Annotated in this window: 22 protein-coding genes; 8 read left to right on the forward strand and 14 right to left on the reverse strand. The window is 59.4% G+C overall.

All coding sequences use genetic code 11. The features are described 5' to 3' along the window. Window positions 1-29: 29 nt before the first annotated feature. The 5 genes from mtaB (at window position 30) to ACO079_RS09110 (ending at window position 4,487) form a co-directional block, all read left to right on the forward strand. A complete protein-coding gene (gene mtaB, locus ACO079_RS09090) occupies window positions 30-1,343 on the forward strand; it encodes a tRNA (N(6)-L-threonylcarbamoyladenosine(37)-C(2))-methylthiotransferase MtaB (RefSeq protein WP_421789432.1) in 1,314 nt (437 codons plus the stop codon). Then, the gene (ftsY, locus tag ACO079_RS09095) at window positions 1,340-2,281 is read left to right on the forward strand and encodes a signal recognition particle-docking protein FtsY (RefSeq protein ID WP_421789433.1); all 942 of its coding nucleotides are present in this window, start codon (window positions 1,340-1,342) and stop codon (window positions 2,279-2,281) included. The genes mtaB and ftsY overlap by 4 nt, the downstream gene beginning before the upstream one ends. Continuing rightward, a complete protein-coding gene (locus ACO079_RS09100; RefSeq protein ID WP_421789434.1) occupies window positions 2,278-3,123 on the forward strand; it encodes an EamA family transporter in 846 nt (281 codons plus the stop codon). Before ftsY ends, ACO079_RS09100 begins: the two co-directional genes overlap by 4 nt. 19 nt (window positions 3,124-3,142) lie before the next feature. Continuing rightward, window positions 3,143-3,826 (forward strand): inner membrane-spanning protein YciB, encoded by a 684-nt coding sequence (locus ACO079_RS09105; RefSeq protein WP_421789435.1) that lies wholly within the window; start codon window positions 3,143-3,145, stop codon window positions 3,824-3,826. Window positions 3,827-3,914: 88 nt separating this feature from the next. Next, window positions 3,915-4,487 (forward strand): MarR family winged helix-turn-helix transcriptional regulator, encoded by a 573-nt coding sequence (locus tag ACO079_RS09110; RefSeq protein WP_421789436.1) that lies wholly within the window; start codon window positions 3,915-3,917, stop codon window positions 4,485-4,487. On the opposite strand, the gene ACO079_RS09115 is transcribed toward ACO079_RS09110, so the two are convergent. From ACO079_RS09115 to ccmA, 6 genes are read right to left on the reverse strand one after another with little or no spacing between them, the layout of a single operon-like run. Then, entirely contained in the window at window positions 4,484-5,005 is a 522-nt protein-coding gene (locus ACO079_RS09115; protein WP_421789437.1) for a DsbE family thiol:disulfide interchange protein, read from the reverse strand. The two genes, ACO079_RS09110 and ACO079_RS09115, sit on opposite strands and share 4 nt — an antisense overlap. After that, window positions 5,002-5,160, reverse strand: a complete 159-nt coding sequence (gene ccmD / locus ACO079_RS09120) for a heme exporter protein CcmD (protein WP_421789438.1) — start codon at window positions 5,158-5,160, stop codon at window positions 5,002-5,004. The genes ACO079_RS09115 and ccmD overlap by 4 nt, the downstream gene beginning before the upstream one ends. Beyond that, the gene (locus ACO079_RS09125; RefSeq protein WP_421789439.1) at window positions 5,157-5,885 is read right to left on the reverse strand and encodes a heme ABC transporter permease; all 729 of its coding nucleotides are present in this window, start codon (window positions 5,883-5,885) and stop codon (window positions 5,157-5,159) included. The genes ccmD and ACO079_RS09125 overlap by 4 nt, the downstream gene beginning before the upstream one ends. 57 nt (window positions 5,886-5,942) lie before the next feature. After that, a complete protein-coding gene (locus tag ACO079_RS09130; protein WP_421789440.1) occupies window positions 5,943-6,797 on the reverse strand; it encodes a DUF3298 domain-containing protein in 855 nt (284 codons plus the stop codon). Between the two features lie 28 nt (window positions 6,798-6,825). Then, a complete protein-coding gene (locus ACO079_RS09135; protein ID WP_421789441.1) occupies window positions 6,826-7,491 on the reverse strand; it encodes a heme exporter protein CcmB in 666 nt (221 codons plus the stop codon). Further along, a complete protein-coding gene (gene ccmA / locus ACO079_RS09140; protein ID WP_421789442.1) occupies window positions 7,488-8,144 on the reverse strand; it encodes a heme ABC exporter ATP-binding protein CcmA in 657 nt (218 codons plus the stop codon). The genes ACO079_RS09135 and ccmA overlap by 4 nt, the downstream gene beginning before the upstream one ends. An 85-nt stretch (window positions 8,145-8,229) precedes the next feature. Between ccmA and acnA the strand changes: the two genes are divergently transcribed. After that, on the forward strand, window positions 8,230-10,908 hold the full coding sequence (acnA, locus tag ACO079_RS09145; RefSeq protein WP_421789443.1) for an aconitate hydratase AcnA: 2,679 nt from the start codon (window positions 8,230-8,232) through the stop codon (window positions 10,906-10,908). Between the two features lie 24 nt (window positions 10,909-10,932). Here acnA and ACO079_RS09150 read toward each other — a convergent pair whose 3' ends face one another. After that, the gene (locus ACO079_RS09150; protein ID WP_421789444.1) at window positions 10,933-11,301 is read right to left on the reverse strand and encodes a DUF6768 family protein; all 369 of its coding nucleotides are present in this window, start codon (window positions 11,299-11,301) and stop codon (window positions 10,933-10,935) included. Further along, window positions 11,294-11,839: an RNA polymerase sigma factor gene (locus ACO079_RS09155; RefSeq protein WP_421792937.1), complete on the reverse strand. Its 546-nt coding sequence runs from the start codon at window positions 11,837-11,839 to the stop codon at window positions 11,294-11,296. Before ACO079_RS09155 ends, ACO079_RS09150 begins: the two co-directional genes overlap by 8 nt. A 142-nt stretch (window positions 11,840-11,981) precedes the next feature. Between ACO079_RS09155 and ACO079_RS09160 the strand changes: the two genes are divergently transcribed. Then, a complete protein-coding gene (locus tag ACO079_RS09160; protein WP_421789445.1) occupies window positions 11,982-12,722 on the forward strand; it encodes a DUF1223 domain-containing protein in 741 nt (246 codons plus the stop codon). Here the strand turns inward: ACO079_RS09160 and ACO079_RS09165 are convergent. The 5 genes from ACO079_RS09165 to ACO079_RS09185 are packed head-to-tail and all read right to left on the reverse strand — an operon-like array spanning window position 12,719 to window position 17,421. Next, window positions 12,719-13,099, reverse strand: coding sequence for a VOC family protein (locus ACO079_RS09165; RefSeq protein ID WP_421789446.1), 381 nt, complete (start codon window positions 13,097-13,099; stop codon window positions 12,719-12,721). The two genes, ACO079_RS09160 and ACO079_RS09165, sit on opposite strands and share 4 nt — an antisense overlap. Continuing rightward, window positions 13,096-14,124, reverse strand: a complete 1,029-nt coding sequence (locus tag ACO079_RS09170; RefSeq protein WP_421789447.1) for a hypothetical protein — start codon at window positions 14,122-14,124, stop codon at window positions 13,096-13,098. The genes ACO079_RS09165 and ACO079_RS09170 overlap by 4 nt, the downstream gene beginning before the upstream one ends. Then, the gene (locus tag ACO079_RS09175; protein ID WP_421789448.1) at window positions 14,121-15,950 is read right to left on the reverse strand and encodes a GldG family protein; all 1,830 of its coding nucleotides are present in this window, start codon (window positions 15,948-15,950) and stop codon (window positions 14,121-14,123) included. Before ACO079_RS09175 ends, ACO079_RS09170 begins: the two co-directional genes overlap by 4 nt. Beyond that, window positions 15,947-16,696: an ABC transporter permease gene (locus tag ACO079_RS09180; protein ID WP_421789449.1), complete on the reverse strand. Its 750-nt coding sequence runs from the start codon at window positions 16,694-16,696 to the stop codon at window positions 15,947-15,949. The genes ACO079_RS09175 and ACO079_RS09180 overlap by 4 nt, the downstream gene beginning before the upstream one ends. After that, complete coding sequence (locus ACO079_RS09185) at window positions 16,693-17,421, reverse strand: ABC transporter ATP-binding protein (RefSeq protein ID WP_421789450.1); 729 nt, start codon at window positions 17,419-17,421, stop codon at window positions 16,693-16,695. The genes ACO079_RS09180 and ACO079_RS09185 overlap by 4 nt, the downstream gene beginning before the upstream one ends. 326 nt (window positions 17,422-17,747) lie before the next feature. Between ACO079_RS09185 and ACO079_RS09190 the strand changes: the two genes are divergently transcribed. Next, on the forward strand, window positions 17,748-18,077 hold the full coding sequence (locus tag ACO079_RS09190) for a DUF2794 domain-containing protein (RefSeq protein WP_421789451.1): 330 nt from the start codon (window positions 17,748-17,750) through the stop codon (window positions 18,075-18,077). A 62-nt stretch (window positions 18,078-18,139) separates the two neighbouring features. On the opposite strand, the gene ACO079_RS09195 is transcribed toward ACO079_RS09190, so the two are convergent. Further along, window positions 18,140-18,904, reverse strand: a complete 765-nt coding sequence (locus tag ACO079_RS09195) for a Bax inhibitor-1/YccA family protein (protein ID WP_421789452.1) — start codon at window positions 18,902-18,904, stop codon at window positions 18,140-18,142. Between the last annotated feature and the right edge of the window lie 127 nt (window positions 18,905-19,031).

Genomic DNA, 19,031 nt, shown 5'->3' on the forward strand with positions numbered 1-19,031 from the left:
GGGCGGGTTTTCCCCACTTAGGCCCCTCAATGAGCGCGGTTAAGACCCATATCCCTGATCCGGATACCAAATCCCGGACCGAATACCCGGCTGAGAATACGGTGCTGACTTTCGGCTGCCGCCTGAATGCGTGGGAAAGCGAAGTCATGCGCGGCCATGCTGCGGCGGCGGGTCTGTACGGAGCGATTCTGGTCAACACCTGCGCCGTCACGAACGAAGCCGTGCGCCAGGCGCGTCAGGCGATCCGCCGCGCACGGCGCGAGAACGCCGACGCGCCCATCATCGTCACCGGTTGCGCCGCGCAGATCAATCCGGGTGAGTTCGCCGACATGCCGGAAGTCACCAAGGTGATCGGCAATGCGGAAAAGATGGTGGCCGAGACCTATCAGCCGCATGTCCTTCTGGGCGGTGAGAAAAAATCCGTTTCCGACATCATGCAGGTACGCGAAGTCGCCAATCATCTGGTTGAAGGCGTGGACGGTAAGGCCCGCGCCTTTGTTCAGGTTCAACAGGGCTGTGATCATCGCTGCACTTTCTGCATCATCCCTTATGGCCGGGGCGACAGCCGCTCGGTTCCTGCAGGTGATGTCGTCGAACAGGTCAAAACGCTGGTCGGAACCGGTCATCAGGAGGTCGTGCTGACAGGCGTCGACCTCACCAGCTGGGGAACGGATCTGCCCGGCGCGCCAAAGCTGGGCCGTCTGGTGCAGGCCATTCTGACGCAATGCCCGGACCTGCCGCAGCTGCGCCTGTCCTCCATTGATGCCATCGAGATTGACGAACCGCTGTTTGATGCACTGGCCAATGAGACGCGGATTGCGCCCTATCTGCACCTGTCCTTACAGGCAGGCTCGAACATGATCCTCAAACGCATGAAGCGCCGCCATTTGCGCGAGGATGCGATTGCCTTGTGTGACCGCCTGCGCGCCATCCGGCCTGATATTGCCTTTGGAGCGGACCTCATCGCTGGTTTCCCGACCGAGACTGAAGAGATGTTTGAAGACACGCTCGCCCTCGTGGATGAGTGCCATCTTGCCTATCTGCACGTCTTTCCGTTCTCGCCGCGCGAAGGCACACCCGCGGCGCGCATGCCACAGCTGGACCGGAGCCTGATCAAGGAACGCGCGGCCCGCCTGCGCGAAAAAGCCGATGCAGCCCTGAACCGGCACCTGACCGGCATGGTGGGGTCGATTCAAAACGGCCTCGTTGAAAAACCCGGCTTTGCCCGCGCGCCAAACTTCGCTGGTATCCGGCTGGAAAACCGCACCGCCCGAGCCGGGGCCATGCTGCCCATCCGCATTACCGGCCATGATGGCAAAGAGCTGATCGGAGAGCCCGCATGAGCGAGGGTGAAAAGAAAAAAGGCTTCTTCTCCCGCCTGGCCGCCGGGCTGAAACGCTCGTCTAGCGGCATCGCCGACAGCGTCACGGCTGTCTTCACCAAGAAGAAGCTGGATTCCGAAACGCTGGAAGAGCTGGAAGATGCGCTGATCGCGGCAGATCTGGGCTCACTTGCGGCCATGCGCGTGACCGAACGCTTGGCGAAAGACCGGTTCGACAAGGAAGTCACCGATGAGGAGGTGAAAACCGTCCTCGCCGAAACCATCGCGGAAACACTTTTGCCGCTTGAAGCGTCTCTAGACATTGGAACGACCACCAGACCCGAAGTGGTTCTGTTTGTCGGCGTGAATGGCTCCGGCAAGACGACCACGCTCGGCAAGATCGCCGCGCAGCTGAAGTCTGCCGGAAAGCGGCCATTGTTGGTGGCCGGAGACACCTTCCGCGCGGCCGCCGTTGAACAGATTGCGGTCTGGGGTGAGCGCACGAACTGCCCCGTTGAAAAACGCGATCTGGGCGCTGATGCGGCAGGTCTCGCCTTTGATGCGATTGATCGCGCGCGCCGGGAAAACCTCGATGCCGTGCTGATCGACACAGCAGGCCGACTTCAGAACCGCGCGGAATTGATGGACGAGCTTCGCAAGATTGTGCGGGTCATTTCGAAGATCGATGAAACTGCGCCGCACAAGGTGATCCTTGTGCTCGACGGCACGGTGGGTTCCAATGCGCTTTCCCAGGCTGAGGCTTTTCTGGAGGCCGCAAATGTGTCCGGCCTGATCATGACCAAGTTGGACGGCACAGCTAAAGGCGGCGCACTGGTTCAGGTTGCCGAGAAATTCGCCTTGCCCATCCACGCCATCGGCATTGGCGAAGGCATAGACGATCTTCAATCCTTCGATGCCAACGCCTTCGCGAGGGCGCTGGCCGGGCTGGACGACGCGTGAGCGTGGAATGGGCCGGTGCCGCGGCGATGCTCGGCTCGGCCTTCTGCCACAGCTTTGTCGGCCTTTTGACCAAACAGGCCAAAGACAAGCTGGTCTTCCGCTCTGTCCTGATGCTGATCGCGGCGGCGGTGTTTTCACCCGCACTCTTCCTGTTTCCTGTCCCGCCCGTTGAAGCCTGGCGATTCCTGATCGCGGGCATGGCCATCCATTTCGTCTTTCAAATGGCGATGATTTCTGCGTTTCAGCGCGGGGATATGAATCTGGTCTATCCGGTGATGCGCGGGGCAGCCCCGGCGCTCGCCGCAATCGCCGCCTTTGTGATCCTGCAGGAAAGCCTGTCGCTCATCGAGATTGGCGGGCTGGCACTCGCGACTTTGGCCATTCTGGGTTTTTCCTGGCCGGATAAGACCCGCATTCCCAAAGCCAAGGCGCTCGGCTTTGCTTTCCTCGCAGCCAGCATGACCGCGCTCTATTCGGTAAATGATGCCTCTGGCGTTCGCGCCACCGGCAATGCGCTCAGCTATGTGGCCTGGTTTTTCCTGCTCACCAGCCTGCCCATTCTGATCACCGCCCTTCTCCGGCGCGGCCGGGCCTGGCCAAACATTGCCCGGCAGGAATTGAAGCGTGGCTTGATCGCGGGAACGGTGGGCGGCCTGTCCTATGTCTTTGCGCTTTATGCCTTTTCGATTGCGCCGGTTGCGCCCATGGCCGCCATGCGGGAGACCTCGATCGTGTTCGGCGCCATCCTCGCCGCGCTGGTTTTGAAAGAACCTTTCGGCGTGCGACGCAGCGTTCTGGCAATCCTTCTTGCCGCCGGGCTCGTAATACTCCAAGTCGGATAACCCAAAAGGAGCCGTCATCATGAGCCAAGCGAAATCCGCCACCGGACAGGGCGCGCAATTGCTGACGGATGTCGGCCCGGTCATCGCCTTTATTCTTGTCTATAATGTCGGGCGTAATTTCGTTGGCGATCAGGCGATCTACTGGGGCACTGGCGTCTTCATGGTCGCGGTTGCCATTGCCCTGGCCTATGCCGCCATGGTTCAAAAGCGCGTGCCGCCGCTTCTATTAATCTCGGCGGTGATCGTGATCAGTTTTGGCGCGCTGACGATTTTCCTGCAGGATCCGATATTCGTCTACGTCAAGCCGACGATCATCAACCTTCTATATTCCTTCATTATTTTGATCTGTTTCGCGTTCGGATTCAATGTCTGGAAGCCGCTCTTCGGGTCCATCTTCGAACTCCCTGACCGTATCTGGTGGATCCTGGCCATCCGCTGGGCGCTTTTCTTTCAACTTCTGGCCTTCATCAATGAGTTTCTCTGGCGGCATATCAACGATTCCATCGTCAATGAATCCTCGCGCTGGTTCCCAAATCTGGCCTGGAGTGAATCCATCTGGGCCAATGGAAAGCTGGGCATTATGGCGCTCACCTTCATTTTCGCCATGTCGAATGTCCCGATCTGGATGAAGCACCGCCTTGATGAAGACGAAGACGACGGCGAAGGCGACGCGGCTGACGAAGTGGAAAATTCCGGCCGATAAGGCATTATCCGCCCCCGGATGAATGTCATTGATCCGTGATCTTGTTCGGCTATGGTCGGCGTCGCCCTGAGGGATTGCGGAGGCGGACATGGCTGAAGATGATGGCTTCGACCTGTCGGAATCACCCGGCCATCTGCTGCATCGTGCCCAGCAATTTGCGGCCGAACGATTTGCCAAAAACCTGTCTGCCGGTGACCGGCTGACCCAGCGTCAGTTCGCGGTGTTGGCGGCCACAGCCGCCCATGAAGGCCTGACCCAGACCAAGCTGGTCAAAAAAACCGGGATTGACCGGTCCACACTGGCCGAGCTGGTTGCCCGAATGGCCGGGCGCGACCTGCTCCGCCGCGAAACCGTCGCTGGCGATGCCCGCGCCAATGCGGTCTACCTGACCGGGGACGGACGCGCCGTTTATGAAAGAGCCCTCGAAGGGGCCCGCCTCTCAGACGACGCAATCCTGTCATCGCTGCCGAAAAACAAGCGGAAAAGCTTCCTCTCCACCCTGAGAAAAATCGCCACGACGATTGAGGAAGACGAAGCCAAGGCGAAAGCTGAACGCAAGAAGGCCAAAGAAGCCGCCAAAAAGGCGAAAAAGAAGGCCAAGAAGAAAGCCAAAAAAGCCAAGAAGAAAGCGGCTAAGGAAGCCGCTGGTGACAAAAGCTAGGCGCCATCTTCCAGTGCCGGGCGGATGACCCGGCGAACCACATCATCTGTTAGAAGGCCGGTCCATCTGGCGCGGATAATACCATCCGCACCAATCACGAAGGTTTCCGGCGCCCCTGTCACGCCCAGCTCGATTATCGCCTCCCCAAAAGGATCCAGCACAACACCGGAGAAGGGATTTCCAAGGCGTTGCAGGAAGTCTGTGGCATTGGCTTCGCTATCCCGCCAGGCAATGCCGTAAATCGGAACGCCCTCGCCGGCCAGCTCCATCAGAACCGGGTGTTCCACCTCGCAAGGCGCACACCACGATCCCCAGACATTCAAGACATAGGCTTCGCCGGTCAGGTTTTCGGGAGCGAAGCCGGGAAACCCCGCCGGGGCATCCAGCGAAAACGCCGGGACAGGCTCTCCAACAAAACGGTCCGTCTGGGTGGCTTCCGTCCGGGTTAAAAGCGCATAACCAAGCATCCCGGCGAGCCCGAACAGGATAATGACCGGCAGAAGTCGCAGCCCGTTCATGACTCGGCCTCATCCTCTTCCCGGGCGAGGCGTTTCTTCGCATTGGCCCGTTCGCTGAAGATAAACACCAGAAGGCCCGCAACGCCCAGCGCGGTCAGCGCATAGGAGGCCCAGACATACGCCATAAAAGCGCCGGGCTCGATGACTCCACTCATGCTTTGGCCTCCCGCAATCGCTGCAGATTGTCGGCCTTGCGCGACATGATCGCTGTGCGCATCCGGTAAAGGATCATCCAGGTCGCCAGCAGTGTGAAACCGAGCGCCATGAGCGACAGGGGCAAAAGCTGGCTGCCATGAATGGACGGGCCATCGGCTCGGAAAACCGTTGCGCCCTGGTGCAAAATTCCGTCCCACCAATCGACGGAAAACCGGACAATCGGAATGTTAATCACCCCCACCATGGCGAGGATCGCGCCAGATCGCGCTGCCAAGCGGTCATCTTCGATCGCGGCGCGCAACGCCATATAACCCAAGAATAGAAGGAACTGGATCAGCATCGAGGTCAGGCGGGCATCCCACACCCACCAGGTCCCCCAGGTCGGCTGCCCCCAGATCGCTCCGGTCGCCAGGCAAAGCGCGGCAAACACCGCGCCAACCGGTGCAATCGCCACGGCAGCGACATCCGCCAGATTATGCCGCCAGATGAAGTAAATGAAGCTGGCAATGCCCATGCCGAAATAGAGCGACAAGCCCAACCAGGCGGAGGGCACATGCACATACATGATCCGTATCGTATCGCCCTGGAAGCGATCGACCGGTGAGTTGAACAAGCCAAACCACAGCCCAACTGCAATCAGGACCAGCGCACCCCACCCGCAAACCGGGATGGCGATACAGGCAAAGCGCTCGAAGCGCTGCGGATTGGCCAGATAGGTGAACATGTCGGGGGAGGCGTTAGCCCTCCTGTTTCAATCGCGCAAGCGCCAGCTTGCCGCAGATCAGTCGTTACCGGGCTCGGAAACCGTCTCCGGCTCAAGTTCGTCACCCGGTTGTGTCAATATGGTCCGGGCGGGTGCGCCGGCAAACACGGACCGCCAGCTTTCTGATAGGTAGGAATCGAAAGCGGCCAAGGGCACAGGCACATCATAGCTGCCTTCGGCATAGGATCCGATCTCATAGGGTTCAAAGTGGAAAACAAGACCGGCGGCCGCTTCTCCGCTTTCATTCGGCAGCAGCGAAAAATCCGGAAACGCGCCCGGCTCGGCCGCCAGTGACGATAACCAGGTCTCACGCTCGACGCGTTCGTCAAAGCCCTCACCCAGACGATCGCGCTTTATGGCCATCAGTTCCCGGTAGAGCGCATAAAACAGCGCTGTCATAGCCGGACCATCGATGGCCGTGTCATTCAGAATTTCCGATAGAGTAATGGGCGCAAGTTCATCGGCGCGCGTCACGACAGCGTCGACGGCCTGGTTGGGGTGCGCACCGCCGGTGTAATAGGACGCGCGGCGGACCAGGCTGATAACGTCCGGGTTGGCGAAGGCGATTTCGATCGTCACATCCTGAAAATAGCCGTTCCAGCTCCATTCCGGTGCGTCCGCCATCCAGCGGGCATGATCCTCGACAGCCTGTGCCGCGAAATCTGCAAGCACGCCGAGCTCGTCATTCCGCACGACGGTCTGGATCGCCGGGTGAGAATCCAACCCGGAATCGATTTCAATGCTGGCTTCATACACATCGGAAAACTCTGCTTGGATACGCTCCGGTTGCGGCTCGGAAACGGATCCAGCATCTTGAGCCCATGCAGCTCCGGAAAGGGCAGCAAGAAACAGAAATGACGTTGTTCTCTTCATAAGAATTATCCAACCATGCCTGATGCGACTATTCCAGCCGCGCCCGCAATGCCGCTGCAATCGCGAAAGGCGCGAGGGCGGTCAAAAACAGGCTGACAGCAAGCGTCAGAAGCACGTTGGCCATCGCCGCAGGATCACCCTGCAGGGAGGCCCGGCCCGCCGTCGCCGCGAACACCATCAGTGGAATCGCCAACGGCGCGGTTATCAAAGCAATCACCAACCCGCCGCGCCGCGCGCCTGCGGACAAGGCCGCCGCAATCGCGACCAGGAAAGCCAGCCCCGGCATGGCCGCCATCAGTGCCAGTGCCAGAAATCCGGCCGGCTGCACCGGCAATCCAAAGGCCATTGCTCCGCCCCAGCCCAGAAGAGGCAGGGGCCACAGCCGCGCCGCTCCGTCGCCCAGTACTTTGGCCATGGCGATGACAGAGAGCGGCAGGCCGGCCAACGCATAGGCTTCCAGCGTCCCGTCCGAAACATCTTCGCCAAACAGGCGCTCGGCCCCCTGCAAGACGGCAAGCAATGCGGCAAAACAGATAACACCGGGCCCCGCCGCCAGAAGCGTTTCGGGGCTTTGACCAATGGCCAGAGGGGCTAACGTCAGACACGCCACCAGAAAGGCCGCCGGAGCGGCAGGTCCGCCGCCGCCCGCGAAAGACAAGCGTGCCTCACGCAGAAACACCGCAGCCAACCTCATCGCACCAGCTCCCGTGTTTCGGTATCCGGCCAATCCAGCGATTGGTGAGTTGCCGCAATGACCAGACCTCCGCGTGCGCGATGATCCCTTACCGCCTCCGCCAGACGCTGACGGCCGTCTTGGTCCAAAGGCGCAACAGGTTCGTCCATCAACCAGACCGGGCGTCCTTCCACCAGAAGGCGCGCCAACGCCGCCCGGCGCTTTTGTCCTTGCGACAACCGCCGGGCAGGCCGGTCCGCAATCGCCCGTAAGCCCATAGCCTCCAGAGCCGGCAGAATAGCTCCGGTCCCCTGATGCAAACGGTTCCAGAATGTCAGTGACTGTCGCGGTGTCTCATCCGGCTTCAAAGCGTTTTCATGCGCAACAAAGCTGCAGAAGCCCGCTGCGGAACTCAGGGCCGGAACATCATTGAAGATGATCTCGCCGCTCGCAGGCCGCAGCAGTCCGGCAAGTGCTCGCAGAAAGGTCGTCTTTCCGACCCCGTTGCGGCCCACCAGCACAAAGGCGCCGCCCGAGTTCAGCTCCAGCGAAAGGTCTGAAAACAAGGGAATTCCGCCACGCGCCAGCGTGACGCGATCGACCCGGATCGAAACAGGAAGATGATTGGAAAAGCCCATGAGGTGCGATTTCGCCCGGTGAATGAGCCCGGTCAAGCATACAACGCCCATTGAACGCATTGCAGGCAAGCCAAAGCAGGTCTAAAACGCGGCCAAACAGACCTAATAAAGGATGCTCCTCATGGCTTCACACGACAGTTTCAATTGCCGCCGCGAACTTGAGGTCGAAGGCAAGTCTTATGTCTATTTCGATCTCAAAGAAGCCGAGCGCAATGGGCTGGATGGAGTGTCTCGCCTGCCAGCCTCGCTCAAAGTGCTATTGGAAAACCTTTTGCGCAATGAGGATGGCGTCACCGTCACCCGATCCGACATTGAAGCGATGGCGCAGTGGGTAAAGGACAAAAAATCCAATACCGAGATCGCTTATCGGCCCGCCCGTGTCCTGATGCAGGATTTCACTGGCGTTCCGGCTGTCGTAGATCTGGCTGCCATGCGCGATGCGGTGAAGCAGCTGGGTGGCAATCCGGAGAGCATCAACCCGCAAGTTCCAGTCGATCTGGTCATTGACCACTCCCTTATGGTCGATGTGTTCGGGTCTGACGATGCCTTCAAGAAAAACGTCGAGCGCGAATACGAACGCAATGGCGAGCGCTATAAGTTCCTGAAATGGGGTGCCAGCGCGTTTGATAATTTCCGGGTTGTTCCGCCCGGCACCGGTATTTGTCACCAGGTCAATCTGGAGTACCTCGCCCAGACCGTCTGGACGAAAGACGAAAACGGCGAAACCATCGCCTATCCCGATACGCTGGTTGGCACAGACAGCCACACAACCATGGTCAATGGGCTTTCCGTGCTCGGATGGGGCGTGGGCGGTATTGAGGCTGAAGCGGCCATGCTGGGCCAGCCGGTTTCCATGTTGATCCCGGAAGTCGTCGGATTCAAATTGACGGGTAAGCTGCCAGAAGGCGCCACCGCGACGGACCTCGTCTTGACCGTTGTCCAGATGCTGCGCGCCAAAGGTGTGGTTGGAAAATTCGTCGAATTCTTTGGCGACGGGCTGGATCACCTCTCCCTCGCCGACGAGGCCACCATCGCCAACATGGCGCCGGAATATGGCGCGACCTGCGGCTTCTTCCCGACCGATCATGAAACGCTCGGCTATTTGTCTGAAACCGGGCGCGACCCGAATCGCGTCAAGCTTGTGGAAGCCTATTCCAAGGCGCAGGGGCTTTTCCGGCCTGAATATGAGGCCGATCCGGTCTTTACCTCGACGCTGGAGCTCGACCTGTCGACAGTTGTCCCATCGCTCGCGGGGCCAAAACGTCCGCAAGACAGGGTTCCGCTGGATACAGCGGCTGATGCCTTTGCCGTCACCTTGCATGAAGAGTTCGACAAGCTGTCCGAAGGCCACAAGCGTGCCAAGGTCGAAGGTACCGAGTATTCCATCGGTCATGGCGATGTCGTGATTGCCGCCATTACTTCGTGCACAAACACCTCCAACCCGGATGTCATGCTGGGCGCAGGCCTGCTGGCGCGCAATGCGCTGAAGCGTGGGCTGAAAGTCAAGCCCTGGGTGAAAACCTCGCTGGCGCCGGGTTCGCAAGTTGTCACCGACTATCTGGAACGCGCCGGCCTTCAGGATGATTTGGATGCCTTGGGCTTCCAGCTAGTCGGTTATGGCTGCACCACATGTATTGGCAATTCCGGTCCTCTGCCGGAGCCGATTTCCAGAGCGATCAAAGAAGCAGACCTTGTCGCAACCTCGGTTCTTTCGGGCAATCGGAACTTTGAAGGCCGGATCAGCCCGGACGTCCGCGCCAACTATCTGGCGTCGCCGCCTTTGGTAGTGGCCTATGCACTGGCCGGCTCGATGAATGTCGATCTCTACAATGATCCGATCGGTTATGACGAAGAGAACGAGCCTGTCTTCCTGAAAGAAATCTGGCCCAGCAATCAAGAAATCCGCGAAGCGGTAAAGGCCGCCGTGACGCCGGAAATGTTTGCCTCGCGTTATGCCGACGTGTTCAAGGGCGACGACATCTGGGCTGGCATCGAGGTGACGGGCGGAGAAACCTACGCCTGGGACGGCACCTCGACCTACATCCAGAACCCGCCCTATTTTGAGGGCATGACCATGGAGGCCAAGGCCCCCGCCAGCGTCAAGGACGCACGTATACTTGGCCTGTTTGGGGATTCCATCACCACTGACCACATTTCCCCGGCCGGCGCGATCAAGGCCGACAGCCCGGCGGGCACTTATCTGCAGGAGCGTCAGGTCGCGCCGCGCGATTTCAACTCGTACGGCTCACGCCGCGGTAATCATGAGATCATGATGCGCGGCACATTCGCCAACATCCGCATCAAGAACCAGATGTTTGACGGTGTGGAAGGCGGTTACACGAAAAAATGGCCGGGCGGCGAGAAAGCCGACATTTATGACGCGGCCATGGATTACAAGGCGGCCGGAACGCCCTTGGTCGTTATTGGCGGTAAGGAATACGGCACCGGCTCTTCGCGGGACTGGGCCGCTAAGGGCACACGCCTATTGGGTGTGAAAGCAGTGATCACCGAAAGCTTTGAACGGATTCACCGCTCCAACCTGATCGGCATGGGCGTCTTGCCGCTTCAGTTCGAAGGCACGGGTTGGGACGAGTTGGGCATGACGGGTGATGAAGAGGTGTCCGTTGCGGGCATCGAAACGCTCAAGCCGCGGGAAGTGCTGGATGTGACCATCACTTTTGCCAATGGCGAGACCAAGACGGTCAAGGCCCGGGCGCGTATCGACACCGAAAACGAGCTCGAATACTACAAGGCGGGCGGCATTCTGCATTATGTCTTGCGCCGCCTCGCCGCAGCATAGGGAAGCCGGTTCCGGGGCGCAGCTCTAGACTGCTGCGCCCTTTGAAACCAGCAACTCGATACGTTTGACCTCGCGCAACATTGCGAGGTGATTCATGCGCATCCAGAACCAGATTTTTGTGAGTCCAACCGATAAAAGGGCGCACCAAACCCCGGTGGCCCAGAGGATCAGCTCTCGTGTGCTTTCAGCTCCAAGCAACTGGACAAAACAGTAAATGGCGAGCCCGAAAATTATGAAGGACATGACAAAGGCATACGCCGTCCAGAATTTCAGCTTGCCCTGAAACGCGTTGCCCATTTGCTGGAACAGGCCAGGTTCATCATCCAGCCGGCGCAGAAACGCCTCATCTTCCTCGCTGAGCGACGCGCTCAGCCTACTTTGAAAATCACTCATTGTGGGTCTCCTTTCCGAGAGAATGTTTGAGCGCCGATCGCGCCTTGAAGAGCCGGGATTTTACCGTGCCAACGGGAACGCCCGTGGCCGAAGCGATTTCAGAGAGGCTTAATTGTTCGCCAAAATAGAGCGTTGCGGTGATGCGTTGGGTATCCGGTAACGCCGCAAACGCCTGATTCAGGGCTGCGCGATCATCCCCCACGGAGGTGCCGGCAGGCACTGTTTCGGCCTCCAGCTCTGCCGTGCGGGAGCGATCCCGGATATGCTTGCGCAGCCGATCAATACATTTGCGCGATAAGATGCCATAGGCCCAGGCCGGAAATCGGGACGGGTCGTTCAATCCGATCCAGCCGCCGCAAATGCCGGCCCATGCTTCCTGAACGGCCTCCTCTGCCATCTCCACGTCATGCAGCATTCTTTGCGCGGACTGTAGCAGCCTCGGATACCATCGGACGGCCAGCCTTTCCGCCGCCCGCATATCTCCTGCGCGCGCATGGATCAGCAAAAGCTCATCATATATCCGTTCTGCATTGGGCACCGGCAATCGGCCTCCAGTTTGCTTGTCTGAATAGTTAGTCGCCGGAAAACCCTCGAAGGTTCATTTCATGTTGGCAGAATGTGCAGTATCCGTCACAGCGATGTGATTCGCGAAAGGACGGGAAGCCCCTTATCTATTCAGCATGCTAAGCGGATTTATCAGCCTGATCTTTGCTGGCCTGCTGGCCGGGCCGGTCGATGAACCGGATACAGAGCCTGCGCGCCCGGTTTTGATCGAGCTTTATACCAGCCAGGGCTGCCCGCTTTGTCCGGCCGCAAATGAATATCTTGGACATCTGGATGCCCGAGAAGATGTCGTCGCGCTCTCTTTCAGCGTGGACTATTGGGACATTTATGGCTGGGAAGACACCTATGCGCGGCCAGAATTCGTTGACCGCCAACGCGCCTTCAAGCAGCGCCTTGGTTTTTCCCGCATCTACACGCCACAATTCGTGATCGATGGCGCTCTGGAGGCAGGTGGATCTCAACCGGACAGCCTGCTGTCGGATATCGCAACGCGCCGTATGACACTGACCGACACAATCGAGATCAACGTCAATTATCATGGCGGCGGAAATTTCACGATCGACATTGATGGGCACGCTCCCTTCGATGAGGCTGCAACCGTCTACGTCGCCGCTTACGCCCCGGGCTGGCGGTCGGTGGATGTTTCAGCAGGCCGCAATGCAGGCCGGGATGTGCGGGTCTACAATCCGGTCACGGCCTTGTTCGAGCTGGGTCAATGGACAAGCGGTGCCGATAGCTATGGCGCAGCGCTGCCCGAGAGTCGCGCGGGCGTATTCTTCGTGCAGGGCGGGCCCGGCGGTCCCATCTATGCGGTCGCGGATTTCCGCCGCACGATGGACGAGGCATCCGACCGCTAACCGCCGGGTTTAACGCGCCAGGGCGGATCAATGCGGTTTTCCCCCGCAAAATACAGCTTCCAGCGGTGACCATCCGGATCCCGGAAGCTGGCTTCCCGCCAGAGCCAACTCTGGTCTTCCGGCGCAGTCTCGAACATGATCCCTTTCGCCTTCAGTTCATTGTAGGCTGCGTCCGGGTCGTCGCTTTCGAGATACAGCGTCGCTCCGCCTGGCACCACCGCTTTTGAAACATGGAGCGAAAAGGTCGTCTCGCCTGAAGGGGCCAGAAACCGGCAATAATGCGGGCTGTCGACCAGAAGCCTGAAACCCAGCATCAGATAAAATGCCTTTGACCGATCAAGGTCAGAGACGTCCAGCGTGATCTGATTGAGCCTCACGGTGTGTCGGGCTCCGGCGAGCGCATGGCGATACCGTCGAGCGGGCGCGTGAACCGGCTTGCTGCCAGGTCGCTGATAGCAAAGGCCCAGCCATCTGCACGCTCATTCACCTGAATGGCTTGAGGCCGGGCCGCATCGGTTTGGGCGATCGCCTGCAGCGTAACCCAGTCGCCCGAAGCATCCGTCCTCAAAACCCGCACTGAAACCTCAAGCCCGTTTATCGTTGTGGTCCGGTGAACTGCCAGAGTTTCACCACGAATCTCGGCGCGTGGCCGGGCATCCTGAAACCGGATCCGGCCCAGAACGGTGGCGACCCCATCTCCTGCACCCGGCGAAACCAGCGACCACTCACGCGGTGAAACCAGCTCGAACTGATCGGCGCTGAGACGCAATCGCTGCAGACAAAATGGTTCGCCATTTTCTGGTTGGACACAGGCTTCCCGGATTGAATCGCGGCCGAGAGAAAGAAAATCGAGCTCCATCCAGTTCGCGGCACTGGAAAATTCCGGCAAAAACCCACGCGCCAGCCAGCTTTGTTGTGTGTCAGCCTGCCGGACATAGACGTGCCCATCCGCTCTCTGACGGCCGATTACGAGGTCTGCCACGACCCTTTCATTGGCATTTCGGGCCACAATGCGAACGCCATTCCCGCCGGTTTCCGGCGATCCTAGATCCAGACGATCAAGCCAGCTCTCCAGCCGGGTTCGTTGCGCAACCGGTTGCAGCGTTGCCAGCCCGTTTAAAAGCCGCTGCGCCAGTTCTGCATCTGCGGGATAGCCGCCGCGAGAGACGAGGGCCCAGCCTTCAATTGTGCGTTCAAGGATAAGGCTGTCGTCACGGGAGGAGATATGCAGATCGTGCACTTCATCTGTCCGGTTGATAAGACCAGGCGAAAGGCTTTCAGGTGGCGCGGCCAGGCTTGTGGATCCACCGGGCAACACAAGAACAACAAGCCCGGCAATCAACACTCCAAAGCCTGCAACAGCGCCAATCAGCGCCTGGTGGCGGCGATACAGCGCGCTCATGATAGCGTCTCCCGTTGACGCCAGACCCCCACTGACACACCTGTCAGCAGGATCAGGATCGGTGGCAGCCACATCGTCCAGAAGCGCAGGGCGCGTTCCAGACCGTCTATTGTCGACCGGAAGTTCCGTTCGATATCGCGCAAACCGTCACGCGCAGCGGCCATTTCAGCCTCAAGCGAAGTGATCCGTGCCTGAAGGGCATCGCGCGTCAGCGGCGCCTCCTCTCCCGGCCAACCGGTCAACAGGCGGTCCAGCTCGGCCTGAATTTCTGCGGCTCGCGTTTCCAGAGCCGCTTGTTCATCGGCATAGGCCGCTTCTGCCCCGGCCCGGAGTGCGCCGACGCGGCTCATCGGCCGCGAGGAGGACGGCAGGGATCTGAGTTCCAGGAGAGCGGGATCTCCCAGAGCAAGATCGACGAGATTCAGGAGAAGTGCGGGATTATCGGCAACAACAGACAATCCAAAGCTCGCGTCCTGGCGCAAAAAATAGGGGTCATCGAGCCAATCAGCGTCCGCGACAATCACGACATCGCCCATCCTTCGCGACGTGGAAAGGTGTGCCGCATTGGCGCGAGGCGGCGTATCCCCGAAAGCGCTCGGAAATATCCCGCTCAACCGGATGGCAAGTACGGGCGGCGATCCTGCTGGCTCATAGTCTTCTAGAGTTGCCGCGGGCGATGGGTTGGTCGCGGCAACCCCCGCCTCCATCAGCGCGCCATCGGCGCTGGTTCGTGCGAGAATTCTCACGCCCAGCCCGTCGACAGGGCGCAATTGTATATGCCCCGGCGATCCGAAATTCACACTACGCTGCAGGGCCGAAGTCGCCAGATCGTCTTGCGAGAATTCGGAAGATCCTATGGCAAACCACAAGGGATAGTTGCGGACCTGGTTACGGCCATCCTCGGTGATCTGTACCGGCAAACCAAGCGCCCGGTCCATGGCAACCTCATCAGGCGACACCTCCACCCCCCACGCATCCAGAAGCGTATCCAGCGTCGAAGATCGCCGGGCGCCTGGGGGCGGCAAACCGTCGGACCCCGGCCGGAATGCGGCCAGTGCCAGCGGGTCAAGCGCAAGGATCATGCGCCCGCCGGACAAGGCAAACTGGTCGAGCTGATAGATCTGATCATCGCTCATCCGGGGCGGGTGGATCACCAGCAAGGCGTCAACATCCGGCAGCTCCCTAAACCCGGCAGCGACCCATTGAACCTGATAGGCCGAGGATAACTCCTCCACGATATGGCTGGGCCGTGCGCCGAGCGTGTTGGGTTGGATTGGCAGGCTGGTCAAAATGCCAAGCCGGCCACGATTGTCCCGGGAAAGATCTGCGAGAGAGCGGGTCAGGTCATATTCAAGCAAGGCTTCCCGATCGGACGCAAAGCTGGCGAGCACCTGCCGGTCATCGACAGCATTTTCCGCCACAAGACCAAAGAATATCCGGTCGCCTTCGCCCGCCGGTGTCGGCGTCAAACCAGCCGCCAGAGCCGCTTCCTCGTCTTCAGAAAAGGGCTCCGGGTCGATCTCGGTGAGAATAATTCGGCCATTGGCCGCATCCGTATAACTCTGCAGCAAACCGCGGACGCGTGCACCATAGGCCCGGACGGCTGGGTAATCCGCCGCTGTGCGCCGCGAATAGTAGAACGTCCAACGGACCGGCTCCTCAATGTCTTCGATCACCAATTGCGTCCCATCCGACAGCCGGTAAAGACCGCTTTGCGTGGTATCGAGCCGGGCACCGGACAAGAGATTGGCTGCCAGCAGGTTTAACCCGACGAGCCCGGCCACCAACGCCGCCAGCAACACAATGAGATGGGTCGTCCGGGTCATCGGCCCGCCTCCCGGCTCAAGCCAGCCTGCATACCTGCCCCGGTGACCCCCAGCGCAATCAGAGACAGGAAATAAATCACATCCGGAAGGCTGATGACGCCGCGCTCGAATGCGGCAAATCGCTCAAGCACGCTGGCATAGGCGATGGCTTCCACCACAAAGGCCGGCGCGGCACCGGACAGGCTTTCGGTGACCAGCGGCAAGCCGGACATGGTCAGAAAAAGCGCCGCAAGCACCGATAAAACGAAGGCTGTAACCTGACTGCCCGAAGCTGCCGACAGCGCCTGACCGATGGCCAGATAGGAACCGGCCAACAGAAAAGCGCCAAAATACGAAATCAGAATGGCGACATTATCAGGCGATCCCAGATAGTTCACCGCCACCCACATCGGGAAAGTTGCCGCCAGGGCTGCAGCGGCGACCGTCCAGGCCGCCATGAATTTTGCCGTCGCAATGGAACCGATGCTGACCGGCAGGCTCAAAATGATTTCCAGCGTGCCACGGTCGCGTTCTTCCGCCCAGGCGCGCATCGCCAGCGCCGGCATCAAGATCATCAGCAGCCAGGGCAAATAGGCAAACAAGGGGGCCAAATCCGCGCGATTCGTGTCGAAAAACCGCCCTACATTGTAGGCGAACGCCGGGGCGGAGAAGGCAAAGGCCGCGAGGAACACATAGGCCAGAGGCGTGGTAAACCAGGCCCGCATTTCGCGGAAATATATCGCGATGAAACCCCGGCTCGACGTCATGTTGCCGGCTCTTCATCACGGGTCAGGGAACGGAAAGCGTCATCCAGCCGTCCGCTGCGAGCGCGAGCTGCGAATTCATCGGGAGACTCATCGGCGCGAAGCTGACCCTCGTGAATGACGATGACTCGGCTGCAGACTGCGGGCACTTCTTCAAGAATATGGGTGGAGACGATGATGGCTTTGTCTGCCGCCATGTCGCGGATCAAGGCCCGCACATCATGTTTTTGATTTGGGTCCAGCCCGTCCGTGGGTTCGTCGAGCACCAGAAGCGGCGGATCATGGGCAATTGACGCAGCCAGAGCCGCCCGCCTTTTAAAGCCTTTCGAAAGGGTCCCGATTTGTTGGTCCGCCGCATCGCCAAGACGCGCCCGATCTAGCGCCAGGTTGACGGCCTTTATTTTATTCACACCACCAAAGCCACGCGCCGCCAGGCAGAAAGCAACAAATTCGCGGGGCGTCATCGTACGATAAGCCGGTGCGCCTTCAGGCAAATAGCCCAGCAGGCCCTGCCCGGCCCGGCGTTTGTCCAGCATATCATGGCCGCCAACTTTCACCCGGCCACTGTCAGGCTCAAGCCGCCCGGCAATCATCCGCATCACAGTGGACTTGCCCGCCCCGTTCGGGCCGAGAAAGCCCAGAACTTCACCGGTCGAGACCTTAAAACTGACTTTGTCGACCGCAGTGCGGCGGCCAAAGGTTTTGACAAGGGAGTCAACACTCAACATCCGGCGGCTAGGGCCTCTGTGCTTTGATCGGCAACAGGAAATAGCGATAGCTTGCGTCGCGCCACTTGGCCAGACAACACAGAAAATCAGGTTAATCGAAGTGTGCCGGCCGGAAGCAGATCTGCAGATCCGGGGGGCTGGGGGGGCTGTCTGAAACCTGGATCATGCAGTGATCGAGCGCCACCCGGCCGACGATTTCAGGCTCGTGTGCGGATAAGGCCTTCCCAAGACCGAAATTTGGCGGCTTTGTGGCAGTGCGTGAACAGTTTGTAACGCAGGGTTTGTTAGATTGACCCCGACGTGAAATCAAGAGGAGCTATTCGCCTATGGGGGGAATTTCGGCTTCGGCCCATGCCGCGCCTGTCATGTTTGAGCGAAAAGAGCTGGATGCCATCCTTAGCGTTTATGGGCGGCTGGTCGCCAGTGGCGATTGCAAGGACTATGCGATCGACGGCCTGTCGGACCGCTGCGTGTTTTCCATCTTTCGCAGGGCCAGCGAGTTTCCGCTCTATCGGATCGAAAAGACACCCGCCAATGCCCGCCGGCAGGGCGCCTGGAAAATTCTCGCCCCGGGTGGTGCAATCCTCAAGCGCGGCCATGATCTGGTTCATCTCCTGAAATTCTTCGACAAGCGCCGCTTTCAGGTCATCGACTGAGGCACAAAGAAAAACCCCGGCCACAAGGACCGGGGTTTTGTTTTAACTGATGCTGTCCAAACCTATTCGCGCCCAAGCAGAGACATAAGGATCTGGAAGATGTTCACAAAGGCCAAATAGAGGTTTAGCGCCCCCATATTCGTCATCACAGCCAGCGAACGATTGTCGCCCTGATAGGCGTAGTAAGACGCCTTAAGCGATTGCGTTTGCCACGCCACAATGCCGGCCATCAAGCCCAGGAAGACGATCTGGATGATCAATTCGATTCCTTGAGACTGGAAGATGAACACGTTCAGCAGACTGATCGCAATCGCGCCCCAGGCGGCCATGAACAGGAAAGAGCCAATGCCCGAAAGGTTGCGCTTGGTCGTGTAACCCCACAGCGACAAGCCAAGGAAGGCGGATGCGGTAATCACAAAGGCTTGGCCGATCGTTGCAAAACTGGCGGTAATCGACGTTCCGCTGGCGGACTCAACCGTCAGGTTTTGCTGAGCGATAAAGACCCAGACGCTAAGGCCCATGCCGATCAAGGTCACAATCGACCAGTAGAGCACGGCCGAACCCATCGGGGATGGGCGGCGCATGAAGAACATGGAGCCGAGCAGAAGGACGATTGGGCCAAACTGGACGACATAGAGAAGCGGGGTCCCCAGCACGAGCTGGGTGAGCGGCGCGACCGTACCAACGGCGTAAGCCAAAGCAGCCGACAGGACGAGGCCAAGGCCCATCTTGTTGTAAACGCCCAGCATAAAGCTGCGCAGGCCCGCATCGACGGACATGTCCATCGTGCCGGCGGTGTTTTGATAACCTTGATAAGAGTCGTTCATCGCTTCTTGTCTTCCTTGGTCAACGCAAAAGGGGCTCTGCCAACAAGGCACAACCCGTTCGATGCAAATATCATGTGTTACAGGCGTTCTGACAAGGGGAGACGGCGGCAAATCGAATCCCCCCTCA

Origin of the sequence: Hyphobacterium sp., assembly GCF_965228115.1 — a bacterium.
Taxonomy (GTDB): Bacteria; Pseudomonadota; Alphaproteobacteria; order Caulobacterales; family Maricaulaceae; genus Hyphobacterium.

Bases quoted from the DNA above. Each gene is read 5' to 3' on its own strand.
- mtaB (WP_421789432.1), top strand. From the start codon at position 30: ATGAGCGCGGTTAAGACCCATATCCCTGATCCGGATACCAAATCCCGG.
- ftsY (WP_421789433.1), top strand. From the start codon at position 1,340: ATGAGCGAGGGTGAAAAGAAAAAAGGCTTCTTCTCCCGCCTGGCCGCC.
- ACO079_RS09105 (WP_421789435.1), top strand. From the start codon at position 3,143: ATGAGCCAAGCGAAATCCGCCACCGGACAGGGCGCGCAATTGCTGACG.
- ACO079_RS09110 (WP_421789436.1), top strand. From the start codon at position 3,915: ATGGCTGAAGATGATGGCTTCGACCTGTCGGAATCACCCGGCCATCTG.
- ACO079_RS09115 (WP_421789437.1), bottom strand. From the start codon at position 5,005: ATGAACGGGCTGCGACTTCTGCCGGTCATTATCCTGTTCGGGCTCGCC.
- ccmD (WP_421789438.1), bottom strand. From the start codon at position 5,160: ATGAGTGGAGTCATCGAGCCCGGCGCTTTTATGGCGTATGTCTGGGCC.
- ACO079_RS09125 (WP_421789439.1), bottom strand. From the start codon at position 5,885: ATGTTCACCTATCTGGCCAATCCGCAGCGCTTCGAGCGCTTTGCCTGT.
- ACO079_RS09130 (WP_421789440.1), bottom strand. From the start codon at position 6,797: ATGAAGAGAACAACGTCATTTCTGTTTCTTGCTGCCCTTTCCGGAGCT.
- ACO079_RS09135 (WP_421789441.1), bottom strand. From the start codon at position 7,491: ATGAGGTTGGCTGCGGTGTTTCTGCGTGAGGCACGCTTGTCTTTCGCG.
- acnA (WP_421789443.1), top strand. From the start codon at position 8,230: ATGGCTTCACACGACAGTTTCAATTGCCGCCGCGAACTTGAGGTCGAA.
- ACO079_RS09150 (WP_421789444.1), bottom strand. From the start codon at position 11,301: ATGAGTGATTTTCAAAGTAGGCTGAGCGCGTCGCTCAGCGAGGAAGAT.
- ACO079_RS09160 (WP_421789445.1), top strand. From the start codon at position 11,982: ATGCTAAGCGGATTTATCAGCCTGATCTTTGCTGGCCTGCTGGCCGGG.
- ACO079_RS09170 (WP_421789447.1), bottom strand. From the start codon at position 14,124: ATGAGCGCGCTGTATCGCCGCCACCAGGCGCTGATTGGCGCTGTTGCA.
- ACO079_RS09175 (WP_421789448.1), bottom strand. From the start codon at position 15,950: ATGACCCGGACGACCCATCTCATTGTGTTGCTGGCGGCGTTGGTGGCC.
- ACO079_RS09180 (WP_421789449.1), bottom strand. From the start codon at position 16,696: ATGACGTCGAGCCGGGGTTTCATCGCGATATATTTCCGCGAAATGCGG.
- ACO079_RS09185 (WP_421789450.1), bottom strand. From the start codon at position 17,421: ATGTTGAGTGTTGACTCCCTTGTCAAAACCTTTGGCCGCCGCACTGCG.
- ACO079_RS09190 (WP_421789451.1), top strand. From the start codon at position 17,748: ATGGGGGGAATTTCGGCTTCGGCCCATGCCGCGCCTGTCATGTTTGAG.
- ACO079_RS09195 (WP_421789452.1), bottom strand. From the start codon at position 18,904: ATGAACGACTCTTATCAAGGTTATCAAAACACCGCCGGCACGATGGAC.